We start from the raw sequence: 23,615 nt of genomic DNA, 5'->3' as shown, positions 1-23,615 counted from the left end.
CGCCCACGCCCGGAGTCAGAAGAGGTCGCCGAGGCCCGCCGGTGTCCCCGCATCGCGCAGGACCGCGCGCGCCGCGTGCCAACCCGCCATCCCGTTGACCCCCGGGCCGGGCGGCGTCGACGCGGAGGCGAGGTAGACCCCGCGCAGCGGTGTGCGCCACGGCTCCGCGGACAGCACCGGTCGGCGCAGCGCCTGGGTCAGCGTGAAGGAGCCGCCGAAGACGTCGCCGCCGATCTCGGCGGGGTTGATCGCCTCCCTGGCCGATGCGGGGACGGCGCGTGAGCCGATCACCACGTCGCGGAAGCCCGGGGCGAACCGCTCGATCTGCGCGGTCACCCGTGCGGTCGCATCGATCTCCGAGCCCGCGGGCACATGGATGTACGACCAGAGCGCCGCCCGCCCTTCGGGCGCGCGGCTGTCGTCGAGGGCCGAGGGCTGCACCACCAGGACGTAGGGCCGCCCGCTCACGCGCCCCTCCGCGACCGCCCGCTCGCTCACGCCGATCTCCGCCCTCGTCCCGCCCACGTGCACGGTGGGCGCGCGGGCGACGTCGGGGTTCGTCCACGGCACGGGGCCGCTCAGCGCGAAGTCGACCTTCGCCGCGCCCGGTCCGTAGCGGAACGCCCGCAGCGCCCTCGCGTAGCGCGCCGGCACGCCCGGCAGGCTCAGCATCAGGCGCGGCGGTGCGTTCAGCAGCAGGACGTCACCGCGGGAGGGATCGCCCCAGTCCAGCGCGGAGAGGTCGCGCACGCGCACGCCCGTGCGGACGCGGCCGCCGTGCCGCTCCAGGTCGAGACGCAGCGCGTCGGCGATCCGCTGCGCCCCGCCGCGCGGGTACGCCCAGCCGTCGGGGCCGTGCCCGTGGGCCGCGAGCAGCAGGCCCGCGGCGGCGGCCGAGAGGGAGGGGAGCACCGCGTTCGCGTGGGCGGTCACGCCCGTGAGGAGCGCGGCGGCCTCCGGGGTGCGGAAGGAGCGTCCGGCGAGGAGGGTGCCCTGGTCGAGCATCCGCAGCGCGTAGCGCGCCGCGGTCACCGGATGCCGGGGCATCCGCAGCATCGAGCCGGACGTCGTCTCGACCAGCTCCCCGAGACGACGGGTCAGCGGGCGGAGCAGGGCCCGCCAGCGGCCGGCGTCCGGCCCGAGCCCGTCTGCCGTGCGCTCCAGATCGCGCCACGCGATCGCCGCGCCGCCGTCGTCGAGCGGATGGGCGTAGGAGATCTCCGGACGGATCCACTCCACCCGCTCGACGAGCCCGAAGGCGCGGAAGAACGGAGAGGTCAGCGCGGCGGGGTGCACGGCGGAGCAGACGTCGTACCGGAACCCGGGCTCCGGCCCCTCCAGGGTGCGCACGCCGCCGCCGACGGTCGCGGCGGCCTCGAGCACCTCGACCTCGTATCCGGCTCGGGCGAGGGACACCGCGGCGGAGAGCCCGTTCGGTCCGCTGCCGATGATGGTCGCCCGCCGCATGCCCTCAGTGTGTCACGCGCAGCGGGGTCGCCTGATGCCGGGCGGATGCGCGGCCCGCCTCGGCACCGGTGGCGCGCGGGGACGTCCCGGGCGTGCGATCCTGGAGGGGATGAACGAAGTGCAGGGTCCCACCCCGACCGGAACCTCCCGACCGTACCGCTCCCTCGCCGAGGCGCTCCGCGCCCATCGGGTGCCGGAGGAGAACCACGCGTTCATCGCGGCGATCGCGGACGCCGTCGGCGTCAGCTCGTTCATCGACCGCGGGCGCTACATCGAGGCGATCCGCCGCGACCAGGGGACGCCTCTGCACATCGGCCGCACCTACACCAACGGCTTCGCCGAGGACGAGCGGATCGTCGTCGGATCCGTGGCGCTGCGCCTGCAGCCGAGCGAGGGGCGCGCTCCGTACTTCTACGTCAGCCACCCGAGCGAGTTCCCGCAGGCGGCTCCGGTGCGGGCGAAGCGGCCGGCGGGCGCGAGGAAGCCGGCCGCGCCTCGGGCCGTCGCGGCCCCGCGCGCGCTGAAGCCCGCCGAGCGCGACTACGGCGTCTGCGACGTGTGCTTCATGGTGCGGGGCGCCTCGGGCGCCTGCGGCTGCGACTGAGTCAGGAGAGCTCGTCCTGTACCCGCCGGGCGACCTCGGCCATCGGCATCGACCGCGGGAACACCGCGACCACGACATCGTCCGCGGCCGGCTCCGAGGGGTCGTCCTGCACGCCGTACCGGCGACGCACGTCCTGGAGGGCGCTCTGCAGCCGGGAGAGGGGCACCTTGGCCGTGCCCCGCAGCAGCTGCCGGAGCACGTGATTGTGCACCGCGGTCACCAGGGCCGCGAAGCCCACCGCGTCGAGCGGGTCGATCCCGGGGAGCGAGGAGCGCAGGTACTCGTCGAACAGGCGCTCGTAGCGGAAGACCGTGACGATCTCGCGCTCGCGCAGCACGGGCACCTGCCGCACCACCTGATACCGCAGCCGCGCCATCTCGGGATCGCGGGCGAAGTGCGCGAAGACCCGTTCCGACGCCTCGCAGACCGCGGCCCACGGGTCGTCGTGCCCCTCGGCGAGGAAGCTGCGCAGCTCTTCGATGACCACCTCGTGATCGGCGAAGACCACGTCCTCCTTGCCGCCGAACTGGCGGAAGAACGTCGACCGGGAGACGCCGGCCGCCTTGGCGATCTGCTCCACCGAGGTCTGGTCGAACCCCTGCGCGCGGAACAGCTCGAGCGCGGCGGCGACGACGGCGGAATGCGCTTCAGCGGATTCATGCATAGCGAGAAGCCTATGACCTCCTGCCCGTCGCGGGTTGTCCGATCGCCGTTCCGGGGCGGCACCCCGCCGCACGGTCCGGCCAGGCGCAGGTAGTAAGCTGGTGGATTGGACGATGTCTCGACATCGAGATACTTTTCCGGACCACAGCCGAGTGAAGGAAACACAGTGGATCTCTACGAGTACCAGGCACGAGACCTTTTCGAGAAGTACGGGGTGCCGGTGCTCGCCGGCATCGTCGCCGACACCCCTGAGGAGGTGAAGGCAGCGGCCGAGAAGCTGGGCGGCGTGGTCGTCGTCAAGGCGCAGGTGAAGACCGGCGGTCGCGGCAAGGCGGGCGGCGTGAAGGTCGCGAAGACCCCTGAGGAGGCCTATGAGGCCGCGAAGGCGATCCTCGGCCTCGATATCAAGGGCCACGTGGTCAAGCGCGTCATGGTCGCCGCGGGCGCCCGCATCGCGGAGGAGTTCTACTTCTCGGTGCTGCTCGACCGTGCGAACCGCTCCTACCTGAGCCTCTGCTCGGTGGAGGGCGGCATGGAGATCGAGCAGCTCGCCGTCGAGAAGCCCGAGGCGCTCGCCCGGGTCGAGGTCGACCCGCTCACGGGCATCGACAAGGCGAAGGCCCTGGAGATCGCCCGCACGGCGAAGTTCCCGGAGGAGCTCGTCGAGAAGGTCTCCGACGTCTTCGTCAAGCTCTTCGAGGTCTACAAGGGCGAGGACGCCACGCTCGTGGAGGTCAACCCGCTGGTCCGCACCGAGGAGGGCGACATCATCGCGCTCGACGGCAAGGTCACCCTCGACGACAACGCCTCCGAGATCCGCCACCCGGAGCACGAGGCGCTCGAGGACAAGGACGCCGCCGACCCGCTCGAGGCCAAGGCCAAGGAATCCGGCCTCAACTACGTCAAGCTCGACGGCGAGGTCGGCATCATCGGCAACGGCGCGGGTCTCGTGATGTCCACCCTCGACGTGGTCGCCTACGCGGGCGAGAACCACGGCGGCGTGAAGCCGGCCAACTTCCTCGACATCGGCGGCGGCGCGTCGGCCGAGGTCATGGCCGCCGGCCTCGACGTCATCCTCGGCGACCCGCAGGTGAAGAGCGTCTTCGTCAACGTCTTCGGCGGCATCACCGCCTGCGACGCCGTCGCGAACGGCATCAAGGGCGCCCTCGAGACCCTCGGCGCCACCGCGTCGAAGCCGCTGGTCGTCCGCCTCGACGGCAACCGCGTCGACGAGGGCCGCGCGATCCTCGCAGAGTACGCCCACCCGCTGGTCACTCTCGCCGCCACCATGGACGAGGGCGCCGACAAGGCCGCCGAGCTGGCGAACGCCTGATCCGGATCCGAGAGACAGAAGGAACAAGAGAATGTCGATCTTCCTCAACAAGGATTCCAAGGTCATCGTCCAGGGCATCACCGGCGGCGAGGGCACCAAGCACACCGCCCTCATGCTCAAGGCCGGCACCAACGTCGTCGGCGGCGTGAACGCCCGCAAGGCCGGCACCACCGTCTCGCACACCGACAAGGACGGCAACCCCGTCGAGCTCCCCGTGTTCGGCTCGGTCGCCGAGGCGATCGAGAAGACCGGCGCCGACGTGTCGATCGCCTTCGTCCCCGGCGCCTTCACCAAGGCGGCCATGGTCGAGGCCATCGACGCCGAGATCCCGCTGCTCGTCGTCATCACCGAGGGCGTCCCCGTCGGCGACTCGGCCGAGGCCTGGGCCTACGCCCAGAGCAAGGGCAACAAGACCCGCATCATCGGACCGAACTGCCCCGGCATCATCACCCCCGGCGAGTCGCTGGTCGGCATCACCCCGGCCAACATCACCGGCAAGGGGCCGATCGGTCTCGTGTCGAAGTCCGGCACGCTGACCTACCAGATGATGTTCGAGCTGCGCGATCTGGGCTTCTCGACCGCCATCGGCATCGGCGGCGACCCGGTGATCGGCACCACCCACATCGACGCGCTCGCCGCGTTCGAGGCCGACCCGGAGACCAAGGCGATCGTGATGATCGGCGAGATCGGCGGCGACGCCGAGGAGCGCGCGGCCGACTTCATCAAGGCGAACGTGACGAAGCCGGTCGTCGGCTACGTCGCGGGCTTCACCGCTCCCGAGGGCAAGACCATGGGCCACGCCGGCGCCATCGTCTCGGGCTCTGCGGGCACCGCGCAGGCGAAGAAGGAGGCCCTCGAGGCCGCCGGGGTCAAGGTCGGCAAGACGCCGTCCGAGACCGCCGATCTGATGCGCGCGATCATCGAAGGCCTGTAAGCAGCAACGGAGGAGGGCCCGGACGCGTCGGCGTCCGGGCCCTCCTCCGTTCCCGACGCCCCGCGCACGGCTTCCGCGCCGGCGACGCTCGCGGCACCATGGAGGCATGACTTCGAACAGCCTCACGCTCGTCGGGGGCCCCACGGCGATCATCGAGTACGCCGGAGTGCGCTTCCTCACCGACCCCACCTTCGATGCGCCGGGGAGCTACGAGGGCGGCGTCGCCCTGCACAAGCTCGTCGGCCCGGCTCTCGGACCCGACGAGGTCGGCGACATCGACGCCGTGCTGCTCTCGCACGATCAGCACCCCGACAACCTCGACACCTCGGGACGGGGGTTCCTCGCGCGGGCAGGTGCCGTGCTGTCGACGCCCGAGGCAGCGACCCGGGTGGACGGTGTCATCGGCCTGTCACCGTGGCAGTCCCGTCGCTTCGGCAGGGTGGACGTCACCGCGGTGCCCGCGCGGCACGGTCCGGAGGGCGCGGAGGCGCTGTCGGGGACGGTCACCGGCTTCCTGCTGCGGGCGCCCGGGCATCCGGTGGTCTATGTCTCCGGTGACAACGCATCGGTCGACGTGGTCGCGGCGATCGTCGCACGCGGGGGAGGGGTCGGCGTCGCGGTGCTGTTCACGGGGGCGGCGAACGTCGGCAGGTTCGGAGACGCCGACCTGACCCTGAACGCCCGCACGGCGGTCGAGGCCGCTCGGGTGCTGGGCGACGCCGTGATCATCCCGGTGCATGCGGAGGGGTGGCATCACTTCAGCGAGACGAGGGAGCGCCTGGTGCGGGAGTTCGTCTACGCCGGCCTCGACGGCCGCCTCCGCGTCCCGGTCCACGGGGAGCCGCTCCCGTTCTGAGTCGCCGAAGGGGCGGACACCGTGGCATCCGCCCCTTCTGTCGCGCCGAGAAGGCCGTTCAGCCGCCGATCAGCTGCTCGATCGGGCCACGGGCGAAGTAGATCACGAAGCCGGCCGTCACGATCCACAGCAGGGGGCTGATCTGGCGGGCCTTGCCGGACAGGGCGCGCACGAGCACCCAGCCGATGAAGCCGGCGCCGATGCCGTTCGCGATCGAGTACGTGAGCGGCATCACCGTGACGGTGAGGAACACCGGGAAGAGCGCCGAGAAGTCCGTGAGGTCGATGAAGCGGATCTGGCTCATCATCAGCGCCCCGACCACCACCAGGGCCGCAGCCGCGACCTCGGTGGGCACGATCGAGACCAGCGGGGTGAAGAACATCGCGATGAGGAACAGCGCCCCCGTCACGAGGTTGGCGAATCCGGTGCGGGCGCCCTCGCTGATGCCGGCACCCGACTCGACGAAGACCGTGTTGGACGAGCCCGACGTGGCACCGCCGACGACCGCGCCGACGCCCTCGACGATCAGCGCCGACTTCAGGCGGGGGAAATTGCCCTTCTCGTCGGCCACGTCGGCCTCCTTGGCGAGGCCGGTCATGGTGCCCATGGCGTCGAAGAAGTTGGTGAACACGAGGGTGAAGACGAGCATCAGGGCCGCGAGCGCCCCGATCCGTCCGAATGAGCCGAAGAGGTCGAACTGGCCGACCAGGGTCAGGTCCGGCAGATCGATGACCCGCTCGGGCAGCGCGGGCAGGGTCAGACCCCATCCGCCCGGGTTCTTCTCGCCGCGGGCACCGATGTGCCAGACCGCTTCGACGATGACCGAGACGACGGTGCCGGTGACCAGGCCGATGAGGATGCCGCCCTTCACCTTCCGCGCGACGAGCACGGCGGTGAGCAGCAGGGTGAGCACGAAGATGAGGGTCGGGACGGTGGCGACCGAGCCCCCCACGCCCAGGCCGACCGGCGGCGAGTCGCTCTTGGTCGAGGTGACGAAGCCGGCGTTGACGAGGCCGATGAACGCGATGAACAGGCCGATGCCGACCGTGATCGCGATCTTCAGCTGCATGGGGACGGCGTCGAAGATCATGCGGCGCAGCCCCGTGGCGCTCAGCAGCACGATGATGAGGCCGTTGATGATCACCAGGCCCATCGCCTCGGGCCAGGTCACCTCGCCGACGACGGAGAAGGCGAGGAACGCGTTGATGCCGAGGCCGGCGGCGAAGCCGAACGGCAGACGGGCGACCAGGCCGAAGAGGATCGTCATGATCGCCGCGGTGAGCCCGGTCACGGCGCTCAGCTGCGCGAACTCGAGCACGTTGCCGGCGACGTCCGGGCTGGACGACAGGATGATCGGGTTGAGGATGACGATGTAGGCCATCGTCACGAACGTCACGACGCCGCCGCGGATCTCGGCGCCGAAGCTCGAGCCGCGGGCGGTGATCTCGAAGAAGCGGTCGACGGCGTTCCGGGGGCGTCTGTCGACGGTCAGGGGTTCAGGGGCAGTAGTCATCGGGGGACCTCCGCGGAAACGCTATCGTGTCCGCGTGCTTCCGCGCGCCCCGGGGCGGGAGGGAGGGTGGCGCATCGTAGGCTCGTGGAGACATGCAACGCCTGACCGTCGCCCTGCTCGCCGCCCTCGACGCCGCCATCGCGGCCGCGATCGGCGTCGCGGTGCTGCTTGCTCCGCTGACCCTGCTGTGGACCCTGTCGTTCGGCGCCTCCGCCGACTGGGGCGAGCTGTGGCCGGTGACCGGCACGCTCTGGCGGTTCGGGCATGGCACCCCGATCGACGTCTCCGTCCCCGACCAGGTGGTGGTCGCCACGGGGATCGCCCCGCAGGCCGCGACCTTCGTGCTCTCCCTCGCCCCCCTGGCGCTGTTCTTCTTCACGCTGCTGTTCGGCGCCCGCTCGGGGCGCCGTGCCTCCGCCGCCGGCGCCTGGATCACCGGCGTCGTCGCAGGGGGCGCCGTCTTCGCCGCGATCTCCGCGCTGATCGGACTCACCGCGAAGGCCGATGCCGGCAGCACGCCGCTCTGGCTCGGGATCCTGCTCCCTGCGGCGGTCTACCTCGTCGGTTCGCTGGCCGGCGCGATCGCCCACGCCTGGTCCGAGGGCGACGGCGGGCCGATCGATCGCCTGCACGACCTCGTCGACGGCTGGGGCGACTGGAGCCCGGTGGCGGGCGAGAGCGTGCGCGGCGCGTCGATCGTGCTCGTCGCGCTCATGGGCGTCTCCGCCCTCGGCCTCACGGTGATGACCGTGCTGCGCGGCGGCGAGGTGGTCGCGCTCTACCAGACCGCCCGGGTCGACGCCCTGGGCGCCACGGTGATCACGCTCGGGCAGCTGGCCTACCTCCCGACCCTGCTGGTGTGGGCGGCTTCCTGGCTCGCCGGTCCGGGCTTCGCCGTGGGCGCCGGCACGACCGTGTCCCCGGCCGGCACCGAACTGGGCGTCGTGCCGGGCATCCCCGTGCTCGGACTGCTGCCGGAGGTCGGCTCGTTCTGGATGCTGGTCGTCGTGCTGCTGCCGATCGCCGCGGGAGCCGTGGCTGGCTGGATGGTCCGCTCGCGGCTGGTGTGGGAGCGGACCGCGGTCGGAGTCGGCCCGCGCGCCGCGATCGCGGGCGGGATCGCCGCGCTGTCCGCCGGTGCGGCGGCGCTGCTCGCGGTCCTCGCCTCCGGGTCGATCGGCCCCGGCCGGATGGCCGAGCTCGGTCCCCGTCCCGGTCCGTTCGCCCTCGCGATCGGCGTCGAGGTGCTCGTCGGCGCCGCGATCCTGCTCCTCGCACCGCGCAATCGCGAGGAGCTCGCCGAGGAGCGCACCGATCGCTGGCGCGCCGAGATGGCCGAGCTGGGCGCCTCTCCCGACGCCGATCGCTGACGGCAGGGCCGCATGCGAAACCCGGCGCCGGCACCCCGGTAGACTGACCGGGTGCTGACGGTCGCCGTTCTCATCTCGGGCACCGGCTCGAATCTCCGTGCCCTGCTCGAAGCCGCCCGCCACCCCGATTTCCCGGCTCGGGTGGTCGTCGTGGGCGCCGATCGCGACGCCGACGGCCTCGCGCACGCCGAGGAGTTCGGCATCCCGGCCTTCACGGTGCCCTGGCACGAGCACGAGAGCCGGGACGCCTGGGGCGAGGAGCTCGGCAGGCAGCTCGCCGTCTGGGACGCCGACCTCATCGTGCTCAGCGGTCTGATGCGGCTGCTCCCCGCGTCCCTCGTCGCCCGCTACGCGCCGCGGATCGTCAACACGCACCCCGCCTATCTACCGGAGTTCCCCGGCGCGCACGGCGTGCGCGACGCGCTCGCCGCCGGAGTCTCCGAGACCGGTGCGAGCGTGATCGTCGTCGACGACGGCGTCGACTCCGGACCGATCCTCGCCCAGGAGCGGGTGCCCGTGCTCCCCGGCGACACCGAGCACACCCTGCACGAGCGCATCAAGCCGGTCGAGCGCCGGCTGCTGATCGACGTGGTCCGGCGCATCGCCGTCGGCGACCTCGTCCTCGCCCCCTGACCCCTTCCCTCCCCTCGCACCGACCCCGAAGGAGCATCATCATGGCCGGCCCTCGTCTGGACCCCTCGCTGTACCGTCACCGCGACACGGTCCCGATCCGCCGTGCGCTCGTCTCGGTGAGCGACAAGTCCGGCCTCCTCGACCTCGCCGCGGCGCTCGCCGCCGCCGGCGTGGAGATCGTGTCCACCGGCTCGACGGCGGCGACGATCCGCGACGCCGGGCACGAGGTGACCGATGTCGCCGCCGTGACCGGAGTGCCGGAGATGCTCGACGGGCGCGTGAAGACGCTGCATCCGAAGATCCACGGCGGCCTGCTCGCCGACCTCCGCCTGGAGGATCACGAGAAGCAGCTCTCCGAGCGGGAGATCTCGCCGTTCGAGCTCGTCGTCGTGAACCTGTACCCCTTCGTCGAGACCGTGGCGTCGGGTGCGGAGGGCGACGACGTGGTCGAACAGATCGACATCGGCGGACCGGCGATGGTCCGTGCGGCGGCGAAGAACCACGCCAACGTCGCGATCGTCGTCTCCCCGGAGTCCTACCCCTCGGTGATCGAGGCGGTGGGTGCCGGCGGCACCACGCTCACCCAGCGCCGCGAGCTCGCCGCCCGCGCGTTCGCGCACACGGCCGCCTATGACGCGGCCGTCGCCTCCTGGTTCGCCGAGGGCACGCTGGGCGACGGCGTCGACCTGCCCGCGCACCTCACGATCAAGGCCGAGCGCCTCGAGACGCTCCGGTACGGGGAGAACTCGCACCAGCGCGCGGCGATCTACACGCGTGTCGGGGGGCAGGGCATCGCCCAGGCGACCCAGCTGCAGGGCAAGGAGATGTCGTACAACAACTACGTCGACGCGGACGCCGCCCTGCGCGCCGCCTACGACATGGTCAAGCCGGCCGTCGCGATCATCAAGCACGCCAACCCGTGCGGCATCGCCACGACCGCGCCGAACGCCCTCGACCCGATCGCCAGCGCCCACCTGCGCGCGCACGAGTGCGACCCGGTGTCGGCGTACGGCGGCGTGATCGCGGCCAACGGCACGGTCACCCTGAAGATGGCCGAGAACCTCAAGGACATCTTCACCGAGGTGATCGTCGCCCCCGACTTCGAGCCCGCGGCGCTCGAGGTGTTCAAGGCCAAGAAGAACCTCCGGCTGCTGAAGCTCCCCGAGGACTGGCAGCAGGAGAAGATGGACGTCCGCCTGGTGTCGGGCGGGCTGCTGCTGCAGGACGCCGATCGGTTCCCGGACGACATCTTCTCCGTGGCCAAGGGGTGGGAGCTGGTCTCGGGCGAGCGCCCGGACGACGACGAGCTGGAGAACCTCATCTTCGCTTGGAAGGCGTGCCGCGCCGTCAAGTCGAACGCGATCGTGCTCGCCAAGGGCAACGCGACCGTCGGCGTCGGGATGGGGCAGGTGAACCGCGTCGACTCGTGCCGCCTCGCGGTCGAGCGCGCGGGGGATCGCGCCGCCGGATCGGTCGCGGCCTCCGACGCGTTCTTCCCGTTCGCGGACGGGCCCCAGGTGCTCATCGACGCCGGGATCACGGCGATCGTGCAGCCCGGCGGCTCGGTGCGCGACGGCGAGGTCGTGGACGCGGCGCGCAAGGCGGGCGTCACGATGTTCTTCACCGGAGAGCGTCACTTCTTCCACTGAGGTCCGTGCGCGGATCACGGCGGAGGCACCCGGCCGAACGGGGACGGGGTCATCCGCCGGCCCGCGTCGTGCTTCGCCTCCGGCGCTCCATGACCGGAAGCGTCATGTCCGATTTCCGCGAGCCGCGGCGTCGTCGACGTGACAGAGTGGAGGCATGAGCAGCACGGGGATGACCTTCGACGAACGGTACCGCGCGATCAGCGCGCGGGACACCCGCTTCGACGGGCAGTTCGTCACTGCGGTGCGTTCCACCGGCATCTACTGCCGGCCGAGCTGCCCCGCGCGCACGCCGAAACCCCAGAACGTCACCTTCTACCCGACGAGCGCGGCCGCGCATGAGGCGGGCTACCGGGCCTGCAAGCGCTGCCTGCCCGAGGCGGCCCCCGGCTCACCGGACTGGAACCTCCGCGGCGACGCGGCCGCGCGCGCGATGCGGCTCATCGCCGACGGGGTGGTCGAGCGCGAGGGCGTCCCCGGGCTCGCCGCGCGGCTGGGCTACACGCCGCGGCACCTGAACCGCCTGCTGGGCGCGGAGCTCGGAGCGGGACCGCTCGCCCTCGCGCGAGCGCATCGCGCCCACACCGCCCGGATGCTGCTGACCGGAACCGAGATGCCGATCGCCGATGCCGCCTTCTCCGCGGGGTTCGCGAGCATCCGCCAGTTCAACGACACGGTGCGCGAGGTCTTCGGCATGACGCCGAGCGAGCTGAGGACCCGTCGCCGCGCCGGAAGCGCCGACGAGGCGATGGCCGGCACGATCGACCTCGTGCTCCCGTTCCGCGAGCCGTTCGACGCCGAGGGGCTGTTCGCCTGGATGGCCGCGCGAGCGCTTCCGGGCGTGGAGGAGGCCGGCCCCGCCTCGTTCTCCCGGCTGCTGCGCCTCGACGGGGGGCCCGCGTGGTTCGCGCTGAGTCTCGAGGAGGGCCGGCTGCGGCTGCGCGCCCGGCTCTCTCGCCTCGGCGACCTCGCACCCCTCGTGGCGAGATCGCGACGACTCTTCGACCTCGACGCGGATCCCGCGGCGGTCGACGCGGCGCTGAGCGCCCATGACGAGCTCTCTCCTCTGGTGGGACGGGTGCCGGGCATCCGGGTGCCCGGCGCAGCCGATCCGCACGAGATGCTCATCCGCGCCATGGTGGGGCAGCAGATCACGGTGATTGCGGCCCGCACGGCGCTGACCGGACTGGCCGACGCGCTGGGCGAGCGGCTGCCGGACGGGGGCGTGCTCTTCCCCACGATGACCGCGATCGCGGAGCGCGGCGCCGAGGTGCTGCGCGGCCCCGCCACGCGGATCAGGGCGATCACCGGAGCCGCCGCTGCGCTGGCCGAGGGCACCCTCACCCTCACCGTCGGCGACGACGGGGCCGAACAGCGCCGTGCGCTGCTCGCGATGCCGGGGATCGGGCCGTGGACGGCCGACTACGTGCGGATGCGCGTGATCGGGGACCCCGACGTCTTCCTCCCCGGCGATGTCGCGGCCCGCGCCGGGGGGTCGGCCGCCGGACTGCCGGCCGACGCCCCGGCGCTCGACGCCTGGGCGACGCGCACCGCTCCCTGGCGCAGCTATCTCACCGCGCATCTCTGGCGCAACGCCCCGGTGAAGCGCCCCCGCCGCGCCGCGGGCGCCCGATCGAACAGCATCTGAAAGAAGGAGACACCATGTCCGCGACCATCCAGACCATCGACACCCCCGACGGCCCGTTCACGATCCTCGTCGACGAGGGGCAGCGCGTTCTGGCTTCCGGATGGACGGCCACGCGCGAGGAGATCCTCGAGCGGCTCGCGCCCGCCCATCGTCCGGACGACGTCGTGGAGGGCGAGACGACCGCCGCCGACGCCGTCCGCGCCTACTATGAGGGCGACCTCGCGGCGATCGACGGAGTGGCCGTGCACCAGCACGGCACCGACATGCAGCGGTCCGGATGGGAGGCGCTGCGGCGCATCGTCCCCGGCGAGCCGCTCACCTATACGGAGTTCGCCGTCGAGCTCGGCAGCCCGCGCGCGGTGCGCGCCGTGGCGTCGGTCTGCGCCCGGAACGCGCCGGCGCTCTTCGTGCCGTGCCACCGCGTGCTGCGCGGCGACGGCTCGATGGGCGGCTTCGCCTGGGGCGTCGACGTGAAGCGCTCGCTGCTGGCGAGGGAGAGCGCCGGGGCGCGCTGACTCAGCCCTCCGCCGGTGTCGCGTCGCTGAGGAACGCGACCGCCGAGTACACCAGCTTCGAGAAGTCGATCGTCTCGTCGCGCATGGCCGAGTTGTCGACGACGTAGGCGAGCATCACGGGGAAGTCCCTCATGCCGGCGTGCGGGGCCTGTCCGACGATGCGCGCCGCGAAGCAGACACCGAAGACGCCCAGCTCGACCGTCCCGTCGTCCTCGATGCGGATGAGGCGAGGATCCGCGGAGGCCGGGTCGACGCCGTTCTCGCGCAGGGCGTCGAGCGTCGTGCGGTAGGTGAGGGGCGCGTCCAGCACGCCGAGGAAGTAGTCCGGGCGATCCGGACCCGGCACCTGCCGCAGCAGCGCGCCCTCGCGGGGGAGCTGGGCGGGCAGGTCGTCGGGTCCGACGTCGATGCCGTCGATGCGGAAGCGCGCGCTCATGCCTCCACCCTAGGCGGCCGGAAATGGGTCTTGCCCTCGGCGTCGGGGCTGCAATAGGCTACAAGGCTGTCGCATCGTCCGTTGCGATATCGCCGAGCCCGAGGAGGACGTCATGAACTCGAACACCGCAACGCCGGTCGTCACCGATGTCCCCGGCTCGGCCTACGCTCGTTCTCGGAGCTAGTCCTACCGCCGACGCACCCCGCCGATCCGCGGGCGCACTGCGTCATCCCCACGTTCGCCGTCCATCCTCGACTCTGAGAATCGTCGTCATTCCATGTCTGCGTCATCCGCATCCGCTCCGGCATCCTCCGAACTGTCCACCGTCGCCGCCCTGTGGCGCCTGAAGCCCTTCGTCCGTCCGATCGTCTGGCGTCTCGTCGGGGGCGCGGCCAGCGCGCTCGCCGCCGCCGTGCTCGCCCTGATGATCCCGATCGCCCTCGAGCAGATCGTGCGGGGCCCGATCGAGTCGGGCCTCGTCGGCGCGATCACGGCGGGCGCGCTCGTCGTGTTCGCCCTCGCCCTCGGCGAGGCCGCCATGGTGTGGCTGCGCCGCTGGTTCGTGCTCACCCCGGCCACCGAGGTCGAGTACCGGATGCGGTCGGAGATCTACTCCCGCCTGCAGACGCTCCCGGTCGCGTTCCACGACCGCTGGCAGTCCGGTCAGCTCCTCAGCCGCATGATGCAGGACATCGGCCTCATCCGGCGCTGGATCGCCTTCGGTCTGATCCTGCTCGTGGTCAACGTGCTGACCATCGTCATCGGCGCGGTCCTGCTCTTCCAGTGGCACTGGCTCCTCGGCACGATCTTCCTCGTGACCGGCGTGCCGATGTGGATCCAGGGCTTCCTCTTCGAGAAGCGCTACGGCGCGCTCGCCCGGCAGAGCCAGGACCAGGCGGGAGACCTCGCCACGAGCGTCGAGGAGAGCGTGCACGGCATCCGCGTACTGAAGGCCTTCGGCCGCGGCAAGCACGCGCTGAGCCGGTTCAGCCGTCAGGCCGAGACGCTCCGCGAGACCGAGCTCAACAAGGCGCGGGCCGTCGGCGAGATCTGGTTCTGGCTCGACCTGATGCCGCAGATCGCGTTCGGCCTCAGCCTGTTGTCCGGCATCTGGCTCATCGCCCAGGGCGCGATCGAGTTGCCGCAGCTGTTCGCCTTCTTCGCGATGGCGACCGTGCTGCGCTGGCCGATCGAGTCGATCGGGTTCCTGTTCTCGTTCATGCTCGACGCCCGCACGGCGACCGACCGCGTGTTCGAGATCTTCCAGGAGACCAACACGATCACCGACCCGGAGAGCCCGTCGCACATCGAGGAGCCCCGGGGCGAGCTCGCCTTCGAGGGCGCCCGCTTCCGGTACCAGGACGCGGGCCCGTCCGAGCGTGATCTGCTCGACGGCATCGACCTCGTGCTGCGTCCTGGCGAGACCATGGCGCTCGTCGGCCTGACCGGCAGCGGCAAGACCACGCTCACCACGCTCCCGGCGCGCCTCTACGACGTGACGGGAGGCAAGGTCACGCTCGACGGCGTCGACGTGCGGGATCTTCCGCTGACGGAGCTGCGCCGTCATATCGCGATGGCCTTCGAGGACGCGACCCTGTTCTCCGCCTCGGTGCGCGAGAACGTGCTGCTCGGCCGCGCCGACCTCGACCTGCAGAGCGACGAGGCGGAGCGCGTCCTGCGCGAGGCGCTCGACGTCGCCCAGGCCGGTTTCGTCGACACGCTGCCGGAGGGCACCGAGACGATCATCGGCGAGGAGGGGCTGAGCCTCTCCGGCGGTCAGCGGCAGCGTCTCGCTCTCGCCCGCGCCGTGGCCGCGAAGCCCAAGGTCCTGGTGCTCGACGACCCGCTGTCGGCGCTCGACGTCGACACCGAGGCGCTGGTCGAGGAGGCGCTGCGCCACGTGCTCGCGGACACCACCGCGCTGATCGTCGCACACCGCCCGTCCACGGTCGCGCTCGCCGACCGGGTGGCGCTCCTCGAGAAGGGGCGCATCACCGCCGTGGGCGCGCACGCCGAGCTGCTGCGGACGAGCACGCACTATCGGCACGTCATCTCGAGCCTCGAGGCCGAGGAGGCCGCCCGCACCGGGGCGATCCCGATCATCACCGACGCGACGGCGGCCGATGCCGTCGACGCGTCCGCCGCCGAGGAAGAGGAGGTGCAGGCATGACTCTCACCGGAACCCAGGACGAGGACCGCTCGACATACACGCGCGAGGAGAGCCGTGCGATCCGGCAGCGCTCGCTGCGGCTGCTCGGCTCGCTGATCCACCCGCTCCGACTCCGGATCGCCGCGGCGGCGGCGGTGCTGGTGATCTCCACAGCCCTGCAGGTGTCCGGACCGATCCTCATCGGCATCGGTCTCGACACCGCGCTGCCGGTGCTGCTGGAGAAGGCCGACTGGATGCCGACCTTCATGGTCGTCGGCGCCTACCTGTTCGCGGGGATCGTGGGGTCGGCGCTGATCGGCTGGTACGTCGTGCTCGCCGCCCGGATCACCCAGGCGGTGCTGCTCGACCTGCGCAAGCGGATCTTCCTGCACACCCAGCGCCTGAGCCTGGAGTTCCACGAGTCGTATACCTCCGGGCGCATCATCTCGCGCCAGACGAGCGACCTCGACTCGATCCGGGAGCTCCTCGACGGCGGGCTGAACAACCTCGTCTCCGGCGTGCTGTTCGGCATCTTCACGTTCATCGCACTGGTGATCGCGGACTGGCAGTCGGGCGTGATCCTCGCGCTCGCCGGCATCCCGCTGGTCCTGCTCATGCGCTGGTTCTACCTGCGCTCGCAGACGATCTACCGTGAGTCGCGGGTGGTCAGCGCCAAGGTGATCGTGCAGTTCGTCGAGACGATGACCGGCATCCGCGCCGTGAAGTCGTTCCGCAAGGAGCCCCGCAACGACGAGACCTTCCAGAAGCTCGCCGGAGACTACCGCGACGTCAACCGCCGCTCGATGCTGCTGTTCGGCACCTTCGAGCCCGGGCTGATGGCCGTGGCTGCGCTCACCCTGGCGACCGTCGTGCTGTGGGGCGGCATCCGGGTGTCCACCGGTGCGCTCGGCGTCGGGGTGCTGCTCTCGGCGGTGCTGTACGTGCGCAACTTCTTCGCGCCGATGCAGGAGATCGCGATGTTCCTGAACTCCTACCAGTCGGCGACCGCGGCGCTGGAGAAGGTGTCGGGAGTGCTCGAAGAGGTGCCGACCGTGCCCGACCCGGAGAAGCCCGTCGACCTGTGGCAGTCGCGCGGCGCGATCCGTTTCGACGAGGTCACCTTCGGGTACAACGGCGAGAAGACGATCCTCCCGCACTTCTCGCTCGACATCCCGGCCGGCCAGACCATCGCCCTGGTGGGCACGACGGGGGCCGGCAAGTCCACGCTCGCGAAGCTCGTGTCGCGGTTCTACGACCCGACCAAGGGCAGGGTGACGCTCGACGACGTCGACCTGCGGATGTTGCACCCCAAGGATCTGCGCCGTGCGATCGTGATGGTCACGCAGGAGGCGTACCTGTTCAGCGGGACGGTCGCGGACAACATCGCGCTCGGCAAGCCCGACGCGACGCTGGACGAGATCCGGGCCGCGGCGCGCGCGGTCGGCGCCGACGAGTTCATCTCCTCGCTGCCGGACGGCTACGCGACCGACGTGAACAAGCGCGGAGGCCGGGTGTCGGCAGGGCAGCGGCAGCTGATCTCGTTCGCCCGGGCGTTCCTCGCCGACCCGGCGGTGCTGATCCTCGACGAGGCGACCGCCTCGCTGGACATCCCGTCGGAGAGGCTGATCCAGGATGCGCTGCAGACCCTGCTCGCCGACCGCACGGCGATCATCATCGCGCATCGCCTCTCGACGGTCGCGATCGCGGACCGCGTGCTGGTGATGGAGCACGGGCGCATCATCGAGGACGATGCGCCCGCCGCCCTGATCGGCGGCACGGGCAAGTTCGCCCAGCTGCACGCCGCCTGGCAGGAGACGCTCGTCTGAGACGCCTACGCTGAGGAGTCGGGGAAGATCCCGCCGGAGCCGTCCGGTCTGATCGTCTCCGGCTCCTCGGCCGTCTCCCGGCCCGCCCGACGAGCAGGAAGGCACGTGGATAGCATGAAGACGTGGATCCGCAGTCGGTCGTCGAGCTTTGGTGGATCGCCCCGGCCGTCGTCGGGGCGGGAGCTGCCACGGTGATGGTCGCGCGCCACAACGGCCGTCGACGCCGACTGGCCTTCGACGCCGCCCGCAAGGAGCTCGCCGCCGCGCAGAAGGAGTCCTCCGCGCGCTCCGCGGCGGCACGGATGGCGCGGGCCGATGTCACCCGGGTGACCGCGGAGCGGGCCGCAGGACGGGCGGATGACGCCGTGGTCGCGCAGGCCCGGCGCGTGCTGCGCGACGCCGAACAGCGCTCCAAGGCGGCAGGGGCCCTCGTCCGCGCCCGCCGTGCGCAGGTGAGCGCGGCACGCATCGCCCTCTCCACGCCGGGAGACCCGGTCGAGCGGCTGAACGCCGAACACGACGCGGTGCTCGCCCGGTGGATGGAGTACGAGACCGACCCGGCCCGGCTCATCGCCTATCCGCAGATGAGCGACGGGCGCTCTCCGGCGAACGCGGCCTTCCTGACCGCGGTCGAGCGTGCGCGGGACGCCCGGCTCGACCCTGCGGAGAAGAAGATCTCCCCGGAGAGCTTCGGTGCCTATCGCGACGCGGTCACCGCTCTCGAACGCGCCTTCGCCGAGGCCGAGCGCGCGGCCGGCGCGGCGGCGGACCCCCGACCGGCCTGGCAGGACGCGGCCCAATCGGTGCTCGAACGGTCGGTGGAGGCGCTCCGCAACGCCACGGAGACCTGGGGTCGCCGTCGTCGGGACGACGCCTGAGCCCGTCCGGGCGCGGAAGAAGGCGACGGAGCCTCGGTGGGGGAGGGAATCCGAGACCCCGCCGCCGGTCTAGTCGGCGACCCGGATCTCGGCGATGACCTCGGAGTACTCGGTCTCGCCGACAGGGACGAAGCCGACCCGGCGGAAGAACGCCTCGGGGCCGCCTTCGCCGGCCTCGTAGATCACGTCGACGTGGTCGACGCCACGGTCGCGGGCCTCGCTGAGCAGCGCATCGACGGCGTAGCGTCCGATGCCGCGCCCTTGAGTGTCGGCGTCGACGTTGATCCGCCACAGCACGCTGCGGAAGTGCTCCTCCGGAGCATCCGGATCGAAGCTCGCGCTGACGAAGCCGACGACCTCGTCGCCGTCGAGCACGACCCGCTGCCAACTCGTGCTCGGATTGATCACGGTCGCCGCGATGCCATAGGACACCGGAGCCAGGAACTGCTCCTGGCCCGGCTTCAGGGACAGGTTGTTGACGGCGACGATCGTCGCCGCGGAGAGTTCCACAATTCGCAGTTCCGACATGCTCCCAGGCTAGACCCTTTCCCGCCGGTGACGTCAGAATGATCCGCGGCCTCTCAGGTGAACAGCAGGTGACCGGCCCTCCTCCGCGGGAAATAGGGCGTTCCGCCCCGCTCGGGTATCTTGGTATCGAGATAAAAAGCCCTCGCGAACGGAGTTCCCCAGTGGCCGACGACGCCATCATCTACACCTACACAGACGAGGCGCCGGCTCTGGCCACCGCCTCGTTCCTTCCGATCGTCAAGGCCTTCACGGGCCAGGCGGGCGTCGAGGTCGAGACGAGGGACATCTCGCTGGCCGGACGCATCCTCGCCGCCTTCCCGCAGAAGCTCGCCCCCGAGCAGCAGGTGGGCGACGCGCTCGCCGAGCTGGGCGGTCTGGCGACGCTCCCCGAGGCGAACATCATCAAGCTGCCGAACATCTCGGCGTCGATCCCGCAGCTCAAGGCGGCCATCGCCGAGCTGCAGCAGAAGGGCTACGACATCCCCGACTTCCCCGACGAGCCCGGCTCGCTCGAGGAGAAGGACGTCCGCGCCCGCTACGACCGCATCAAGGGTTCGGCCGTCAACCCGGTGCTGCGTGAGGGCAACAGCGACCGCCGTGCGCCTCTCGCGGTGAAGAACTACGCGAAGAAGCACCCGCACCGCAACAAGCCGTTCGCCGGGGGATCGAAGACCCGTGTCGCCACGCTCGGCCATGACGACTTCAAGGCCAACGAGCGCTCCTGGGTCGCGGCCCACGACGACGTGCTGAGCATCCGGCACACGGCGTCCGACGGCACGGTCACCGTGCTCAAGGAGGGACTCAAGGTCCTCCCGCGCGAGATCATCGACGCGACCTTCCTGTCGGCCAAGGCCCTCGACGCATTCCTCGCCGAGACCCTCGAGACCGCGAAGTCCGACGACGTGCTCTACTCCGTCCACCTCAAGGCGACGATGATGAAGGTCAGCGACCCGATCATCTTCGGCCACGTGGTCAAGGCGTTCTTCAAGGACGTGTTCGCGCAGTACGGCGAGCAGCTGGCCGCGGCCGGCCTCAGCGCCAACGACGGCCTCGGCTCGATCCTCGCCGGACTCTCCGGGGTCGCCGACGGCGAGCAGATCGCTGCGGCCTTCCAGAAGGCCATCGAGCAGGGGCCGCGGCTGTCCTACGTCAACTCGGACAAGGGGATCACCAATCTCCACGTGCCGAGCGACGTGATCGTCGACGCGTCCATGCCCGCCCTCGTCCGCAACGGCGGCAAGCTGTGGGGCGTCGACGGGGGAGAGGACGACACCCTCGCGGTGATCCCGGACTCGTCCTACGCCGGCGTGTACCAGGCCGTGATCGACGACGTGATCGCGAACGGGCCGCTCGACCCGGCGACCATCGGCACCGTGCCGAACGTCGGCCTGATGGCGCAGGCGGCCGAGGAGTACGGCAGCCACGACAAGACCTTCGAGATCCCCGCCGATGGCGTCGTGCAGGTGCTCGACGGCGAGGGCGCCGTGCTGATCGAGCACGAGGTCGGTGCCGGCGACATCTGGCGCGCGACGCAGACGAAGCACATCGCGGTCATGGACTGGGTGAAGCTCGCCGTGACGCGTGCCCGCGCCACCGGTGTTCCCGCCGTGTTCTGGCTCGACGCGAACCGCTCGCACGACGCGCAGATCATCGCGAAGGTCCACCAGGGTCTCGCGACGCTCGACACGCACGGCCTGACGCTGACGATCCTCGCTCCGGAGGAGGCGACGCGGTACACGCTCGCGCGGATGCGCCACGGGCTCGACACCATCTCGGTCACCGGCAACGTGCTGCGCGACTACCTCACCGACCTGTTCCCGATCCTCGAGGTCGGCACCAGCGCGAAGATGCTCTCCATCGTTCCGCTGTTGGCCGGCGGCGGGCTGTTCGAGACCGGTGCGGGCGGCTCCGCCCCCAAGCACGTGCAGCAGCTGGTCGGCGAGAACTACCTGCGCTGGGACTCGCTCGGCGAGTTCTTCGCGCTGGCGGCCTCGCTCGAGCACTTCGCCGATGCGACCGGCAACGAGAAGGCCCGCATCCTCGCCGAGACCCTCGACGCGGCGACCGGGACCTTCCTCGAGGAGGACCGTTCGCCGGGGCGCGCCCTGGGCACGATCGACAACCGCGGCAGCCACTTCTACCTCGCCCTCTACTGGGCGCAGGAGCTGGCGAAGCAGACCAAGGACGCCGACCTCGCGGCCGCGTTCGCGCCGATCGCCGCACAGCTCGCCGAGAACGAGCGGCAGATCGTCTCCGAGCTGAACGCCGCACAGGGCTCGCCGGCCGACATCGGCGGCTACTACCGGCCCGACACCGTGAAGGTCGACGCGGTGATGCGCCCGTCCGAGACGCTGAACGGCGTCATCGACGCGCTGGCCTGATCCTGCAGAAGAGGGGGCGGATGCTGCGGCATCCGCCCCCTCTTCGTGTCTGCGGTGCGGGCGGGGTGCCCGTTTCGCGGAGGGTGTCACGTTCTGCGGGTGTTTCGCCCGGGTGCGTCTGCGTTTCGGGTCAGAGTCCGGGGTTCGGGCGGGGTGCCCGTTTCGCGGAGGGTGTCACGTTCTGCGGGTGCTCCGTCCCGGGCCCGTCGGAGTCCCGGGTCAGGCGTGGACCTGGACCTCGAGGCCGGTCGGCGCCCACTCGTAGACGTACTTCGCGACCTCGATCGGCATGTTCACGCAGCCGTGGCTCATCGGGGTGCCGAAGTTGTTGTGCCAGTAGGTGCCGTGGAACGCCTGGTCGCCGTTGAAGTAGGTGACCCAGGGGACGTCCTTGGTGAGGTACTTGGTGCCGTCGCCGTTGTTGCCGCGCATGTCCTGGATGCGCACATGGGCGTAGATCCGGAAGTTGCCGATCGCGGTGTCATGACCCGATCGTCCGGACGAGATCGCCCAGGACTTCACGATCTTGCCGTTCTCGATCAGATAGGTGCGCTGCTCACTGAGGTCGACCTCGATCTTGCGGACGAGGTTCGTGCTCTCGAACGGGGTCTCGGTGACGGGGAGCGTGAAGACGCCCTTGCCGTCGCCGAGCTGCGCCGCGAAGTCGGACGCGATCTTCGAGGTGTCGCCCAGCACGCGGCCGGTGGCGCCCGCGGTCATGGTCTTCAGCACCTTGCCGCCGGAGTCGACGATGTTGGTCGCGTTGACCGCCGGACGGTCGACGGTCTTGGCCAGGGTGTCGACGGTGGTCTGGATGGCCGACTGGTCGGCGCTGACGACGAGCTTGCCGTCGACGTCCTTGACGCTCAGCCATGAGGCGAGCGTCGCCGGCGCGATCGGCACCGTGCGCTCCTTGCCGATGTAGAAGCCGGCGGTGCCGAGCATCGCGTTGAGCTTCTCAGCGGCGGCCTTGGCGGCGTCGGTCGTGATCGAGGCTGCGGCCTCGGTGGGCGCGCCGGAGAACTCGAACGAGGACTTGTTCGCCCCGACGGCCTTGACGAAGGCGGCGCTCAGGGCGTCGACATCGATGCCGGTGCCGGCCTTGGCATCGGTGACGACATAGGTGCTGCTGGCCTTGTCGAACGTCACGGTCGCGTCGACCGCGTCGGTGTAGCTCCCGGGGACGGCGGCGCGCAGCGCGCGGTCGGCCGCGGCGGCGTCGAGGCTGATCTTCGCCGGGATGTCCTCGCCCATCCACGAGCCGAGGTTCCACATCGGGTGATCGGAGAACGCCTTGTCGGCCAGGGTCGTGGCGTCCGCCTGCGCGCCGAGGGCGGCGCCGTTCACCGTGGCGTCCTTGCCCGCGCCGGTGAGCGTGACCTTGGTCTGGGCGAGATGCGAGCTGATCGTCTCCGCGGCCATGCCGGGGGTCATCCAGCCCACCGAGATCCCCGCGACCGTGGTGCCCGGTGCGATGAGGATCGTCGACGCGCCGCCGGCGGCGAGGAGCAGGGCGCCCGCGCCGATCCCGACCCAGAGGCCGACGCGGCGCTTCTTCGGCGCCGGCTCGGCGGGGGCCCATTCGACCGGCTGGTCGCCGTCGGACGGCGGCATCGGAGCGGTCGGCTGGGCATCGCTGGCACCGGTGTTCGGCGCAGAGATCAGATCGGTCACGAACTCACCCCCCGTTGTACGGCGTGACGTCTTTGCCCTATGGTACGCGCTGGACGGTAACGGGACGGCAACGGTTGGATATGCGAATGCCCCGCGTCCACGGGGGAGGCGGGGCATCCGGCACGGCGTGTCGCGGTCAGTCGGAGACGACGGCCAGCCCGTCGATCTCCACCAGCATCTCCTCGCGCGGGAGGCCCGTGAAGACGGTCGTGCGCGAGGGGAGGACCCCGCTCGGGGTGTGGGCGGTGACGAACGCGCCGTAGGCCTCGTTCATGGTCGCGAAGTCCTCCCGCGTGGTGAGGTAGACGCGGAGCATCACCACGTCGTCGAAGGTGGCGCCGGAGGCCTCGACGATCGCCTTCACGTTCTCCAGCGTGCGGGTGGTCTGCGCGGCGACGTCGCCGGCGTGGAGGTACTCGTTGGTGACGGGGTCGACCGGGCCCTGGCCGGAGACCTGGACGATCGGTCCCTTGCGGACGCCCTGGGAGAAGGTGTGCGCGGGCGCGGGGGCTGCGTCGGTGGCGACGCGGGTCTTCTGGGTCATGCGCTCAGACTAGTACC

General features: G+C 71.1%; 20 protein-coding genes. 13 read left to right on the top strand and 7 right to left on the bottom strand.

The window, feature by feature from the left end; genetic code table 11:
* Window positions 1-15 precede the first annotated feature (15 nt).
* A complete protein-coding gene (locus ABWO84_RS13335; RefSeq protein ID WP_353115331.1) occupies window positions 16-1,467 on the bottom strand; it encodes a phytoene desaturase family protein in 1,452 nt (483 codons plus the stop codon).
* Between the two features lie 109 nt (window positions 1,468-1,576).
* Here ABWO84_RS13335 and ABWO84_RS13330 point away from each other — a divergent pair, with 109 nt between their 5' ends.
* A complete protein-coding gene (locus ABWO84_RS13330; RefSeq protein WP_353115329.1) occupies window positions 1,577-2,071 on the top strand; it encodes a hypothetical protein in 495 nt (164 codons plus the stop codon).
* Between the two features lies 1 nt (window position 2,072).
* Here ABWO84_RS13330 and ABWO84_RS13325 read toward each other — a convergent pair whose 3' ends face one another.
* Window positions 2,073-2,735, bottom strand: a complete 663-nt coding sequence (locus ABWO84_RS13325; RefSeq protein ID WP_353115327.1) for a TetR/AcrR family transcriptional regulator — start codon at window positions 2,733-2,735, stop codon at window positions 2,073-2,075.
* A 165-nt stretch (window positions 2,736-2,900) separates the two neighbouring features.
* On the opposite strand from ABWO84_RS13325, the gene sucC reads away from it, so the two are divergent.
* The 3 genes from sucC (at window position 2,901) to ABWO84_RS13310 (ending at window position 5,857) form a co-directional block, all read left to right on the top strand.
* Window positions 2,901-4,067 carry an ADP-forming succinate--CoA ligase subunit beta gene (sucC, locus tag ABWO84_RS13320; RefSeq protein WP_353115325.1) on the top strand — a complete coding sequence of 389 codons (1,167 nt, stop codon included), beginning with the start codon at window positions 2,901-2,903 and terminating at the stop codon, window positions 4,065-4,067.
* Window positions 4,068-4,098: 31 nt separating this feature from the next.
* Complete coding sequence (sucD, locus tag ABWO84_RS13315; RefSeq protein WP_353115323.1) at window positions 4,099-5,001, top strand: succinate--CoA ligase subunit alpha; 903 nt, start codon at window positions 4,099-4,101, stop codon at window positions 4,999-5,001.
* A gap of 106 nt (window positions 5,002-5,107) precedes the next feature.
* Window positions 5,108-5,857: an MBL fold metallo-hydrolase gene (locus ABWO84_RS13310; protein WP_353115321.1), complete on the top strand. Its 750-nt coding sequence runs from the start codon at window positions 5,108-5,110 to the stop codon at window positions 5,855-5,857.
* 58 nt (window positions 5,858-5,915) lie between these two features.
* Here ABWO84_RS13310 and ABWO84_RS13305 read toward each other — a convergent pair whose 3' ends face one another.
* Entirely contained in the window at window positions 5,916-7,370 is a 1,455-nt protein-coding gene (locus tag ABWO84_RS13305; RefSeq protein WP_353115319.1) for an NCS2 family permease, read from the bottom strand.
* 92 nt (window positions 7,371-7,462) lie between these two features.
* On the opposite strand from ABWO84_RS13305, the gene ABWO84_RS13300 reads away from it, so the two are divergent.
* The 5 genes from ABWO84_RS13300 (at window position 7,463) to ABWO84_RS13280 (ending at window position 13,182) form a co-directional block, all read left to right on the top strand.
* Window positions 7,463-8,740 (top strand): cell division protein PerM, encoded by a 1,278-nt coding sequence (locus ABWO84_RS13300; RefSeq protein WP_353115317.1) that lies wholly within the window; start codon window positions 7,463-7,465, stop codon window positions 8,738-8,740.
* 51 nt (window positions 8,741-8,791) lie between these two features.
* Entirely contained in the window at window positions 8,792-9,373 is a 582-nt protein-coding gene (gene purN, locus ABWO84_RS13295; RefSeq protein WP_353115315.1) for a phosphoribosylglycinamide formyltransferase, read from the top strand.
* A 41-nt stretch (window positions 9,374-9,414) separates the two neighbouring features.
* A complete protein-coding gene (gene purH / locus ABWO84_RS13290) occupies window positions 9,415-11,022 on the top strand; it encodes a bifunctional phosphoribosylaminoimidazolecarboxamide formyltransferase/IMP cyclohydrolase (protein WP_353115313.1) in 1,608 nt (535 codons plus the stop codon).
* Window positions 11,023-11,176: 154 nt separating this feature from the next.
* Window positions 11,177-12,667 carry an AlkA N-terminal domain-containing protein gene (locus ABWO84_RS13285; protein ID WP_353115312.1) on the top strand — a complete coding sequence of 497 codons (1,491 nt, stop codon included), beginning with the start codon at window positions 11,177-11,179 and terminating at the stop codon, window positions 12,665-12,667.
* 14 nt (window positions 12,668-12,681) lie between these two features.
* On the top strand, window positions 12,682-13,182 hold the full coding sequence (locus tag ABWO84_RS13280; protein ID WP_353115310.1) for a methylated-DNA--[protein]-cysteine S-methyltransferase: 501 nt from the start codon (window positions 12,682-12,684) through the stop codon (window positions 13,180-13,182).
* 1 nt (window position 13,183) lies between these two features.
* Here the strand turns inward: ABWO84_RS13280 and ABWO84_RS13275 are convergent, their stop codons facing one another.
* On the bottom strand, window positions 13,184-13,618 hold the full coding sequence (locus ABWO84_RS13275; RefSeq protein WP_353115308.1) for a hypothetical protein: 435 nt from the start codon (window positions 13,616-13,618) through the stop codon (window positions 13,184-13,186).
* 277 nt (window positions 13,619-13,895) lie between these two features.
* On the opposite strand from ABWO84_RS13275, the gene ABWO84_RS13270 reads away from it, so the two are divergent.
* From ABWO84_RS13270 to ABWO84_RS13260, 3 genes are all read left to right on the top strand, one after another.
* A complete protein-coding gene (locus tag ABWO84_RS13270; RefSeq protein WP_353115306.1) occupies window positions 13,896-15,788 on the top strand; it encodes an ABC transporter ATP-binding protein in 1,893 nt (630 codons plus the stop codon).
* The gene (locus ABWO84_RS13265; protein ID WP_353115304.1) at window positions 15,785-17,593 is read left to right on the top strand and encodes an ABC transporter ATP-binding protein; all 1,809 of its coding nucleotides are present in this window, start codon (window positions 15,785-15,787) and stop codon (window positions 17,591-17,593) included. Before ABWO84_RS13270 ends, ABWO84_RS13265 begins: the two co-directional genes overlap by 4 nt.
* Window positions 17,594-17,715: 122 nt before the next feature.
* Window positions 17,716-18,471 carry a hypothetical protein gene (locus ABWO84_RS13260; RefSeq protein WP_353115302.1) on the top strand — a complete coding sequence of 252 codons (756 nt, stop codon included), beginning with the start codon at window positions 17,716-17,718 and terminating at the stop codon, window positions 18,469-18,471.
* Window positions 18,472-18,540: 69 nt separating this feature from the next.
* Here the strand turns inward: ABWO84_RS13260 and ABWO84_RS13255 are convergent, their stop codons facing one another.
* A complete protein-coding gene (locus ABWO84_RS13255; protein WP_353115300.1) occupies window positions 18,541-18,999 on the bottom strand; it encodes a GNAT family N-acetyltransferase in 459 nt (152 codons plus the stop codon).
* Window positions 19,000-19,160: 161 nt separating this feature from the next.
* On the opposite strand from ABWO84_RS13255, the gene ABWO84_RS13250 reads away from it, so the two are divergent.
* On the top strand, window positions 19,161-21,380 hold the full coding sequence (locus tag ABWO84_RS13250; protein ID WP_353115298.1) for an NADP-dependent isocitrate dehydrogenase: 2,220 nt from the start codon (window positions 19,161-19,163) through the stop codon (window positions 21,378-21,380).
* A 219-nt stretch (window positions 21,381-21,599) separates the two neighbouring features.
* Here ABWO84_RS13250 and ABWO84_RS13245 read toward each other — a convergent pair whose 3' ends face one another.
* Both ABWO84_RS13245 and ABWO84_RS13240 read right to left on the bottom strand, forming a co-directional pair.
* Entirely contained in the window at window positions 21,600-23,054 is a 1,455-nt protein-coding gene (locus ABWO84_RS13245; RefSeq protein WP_353115296.1) for a L,D-transpeptidase family protein, read from the bottom strand.
* Window positions 23,055-23,190: 136 nt separating this feature from the next.
* Complete coding sequence (locus tag ABWO84_RS13240) at window positions 23,191-23,598, bottom strand: RidA family protein (RefSeq protein ID WP_353115294.1); 408 nt, start codon at window positions 23,596-23,598, stop codon at window positions 23,191-23,193.
* Between the last annotated feature and the right edge of the window lie 17 nt (window positions 23,599-23,615).

Origin of the sequence: Microbacterium sp. (genome assembly GCF_040394595.1) — a bacterium.
GTDB lineage: Bacteria > Actinomycetota > Actinomycetes > Actinomycetales > Microbacteriaceae > Microbacterium.
This window is presented reverse-complemented; position numbering and strand designations above follow the sequence as displayed.

What these genes read in the sequence shown, in the direction of transcription:
- ABWO84_RS13310 (WP_353115321.1), top strand. Translation starts at nt 5,108, where the DNA reads ATGACTTCGAACAGCCTCACGCTCGTCGGGGGCCCCACGGCGATCATC.
- ABWO84_RS13335 (WP_353115331.1), bottom strand. Translation starts at nt 1,467, where the DNA reads ATGCGGCGGGCGACCATCATCGGCAGCGGACCGAACGGGCTCTCCGCC.
- ABWO84_RS13285 (WP_353115312.1), top strand. Translation starts at nt 11,177, where the DNA reads ATGAGCAGCACGGGGATGACCTTCGACGAACGGTACCGCGCGATCAGC.
- ABWO84_RS13300 (WP_353115317.1), top strand. Translation starts at nt 7,463, where the DNA reads ATGCAACGCCTGACCGTCGCCCTGCTCGCCGCCCTCGACGCCGCCATC.
- ABWO84_RS13275 (WP_353115308.1), bottom strand. Translation starts at nt 13,618, where the DNA reads ATGAGCGCGCGCTTCCGCATCGACGGCATCGACGTCGGACCCGACGAC.
- purH (WP_353115313.1), top strand. Translation starts at nt 9,415, where the DNA reads ATGGCCGGCCCTCGTCTGGACCCCTCGCTGTACCGTCACCGCGACACG.
- ABWO84_RS13305 (WP_353115319.1), bottom strand. Translation starts at nt 7,370, where the DNA reads ATGACTACTGCCCCTGAACCCCTGACCGTCGACAGACGCCCCCGGAAC.
- ABWO84_RS13255 (WP_353115300.1), bottom strand. Translation starts at nt 18,999, where the DNA reads ATGTCGGAACTGCGAATTGTGGAACTCTCCGCGGCGACGATCGTCGCC.
- ABWO84_RS13280 (WP_353115310.1), top strand. Translation starts at nt 12,682, where the DNA reads ATGTCCGCGACCATCCAGACCATCGACACCCCCGACGGCCCGTTCACG.
- ABWO84_RS13330 (WP_353115329.1), top strand. Translation starts at nt 1,577, where the DNA reads ATGAACGAAGTGCAGGGTCCCACCCCGACCGGAACCTCCCGACCGTAC.
- sucD (WP_353115323.1), top strand. Translation starts at nt 4,099, where the DNA reads ATGTCGATCTTCCTCAACAAGGATTCCAAGGTCATCGTCCAGGGCATC.
- ABWO84_RS13270 (WP_353115306.1), top strand. Translation starts at nt 13,896, where the DNA reads ATGTCTGCGTCATCCGCATCCGCTCCGGCATCCTCCGAACTGTCCACC.
- ABWO84_RS13240 (WP_353115294.1), bottom strand. Translation starts at nt 23,598, where the DNA reads ATGACCCAGAAGACCCGCGTCGCCACCGACGCAGCCCCCGCGCCCGCG.
- ABWO84_RS13325 (WP_353115327.1), bottom strand. Translation starts at nt 2,735, where the DNA reads ATGCATGAATCCGCTGAAGCGCATTCCGCCGTCGTCGCCGCCGCGCTC.
- ABWO84_RS13265 (WP_353115304.1), top strand. Translation starts at nt 15,785, where the DNA reads ATGACTCTCACCGGAACCCAGGACGAGGACCGCTCGACATACACGCGC.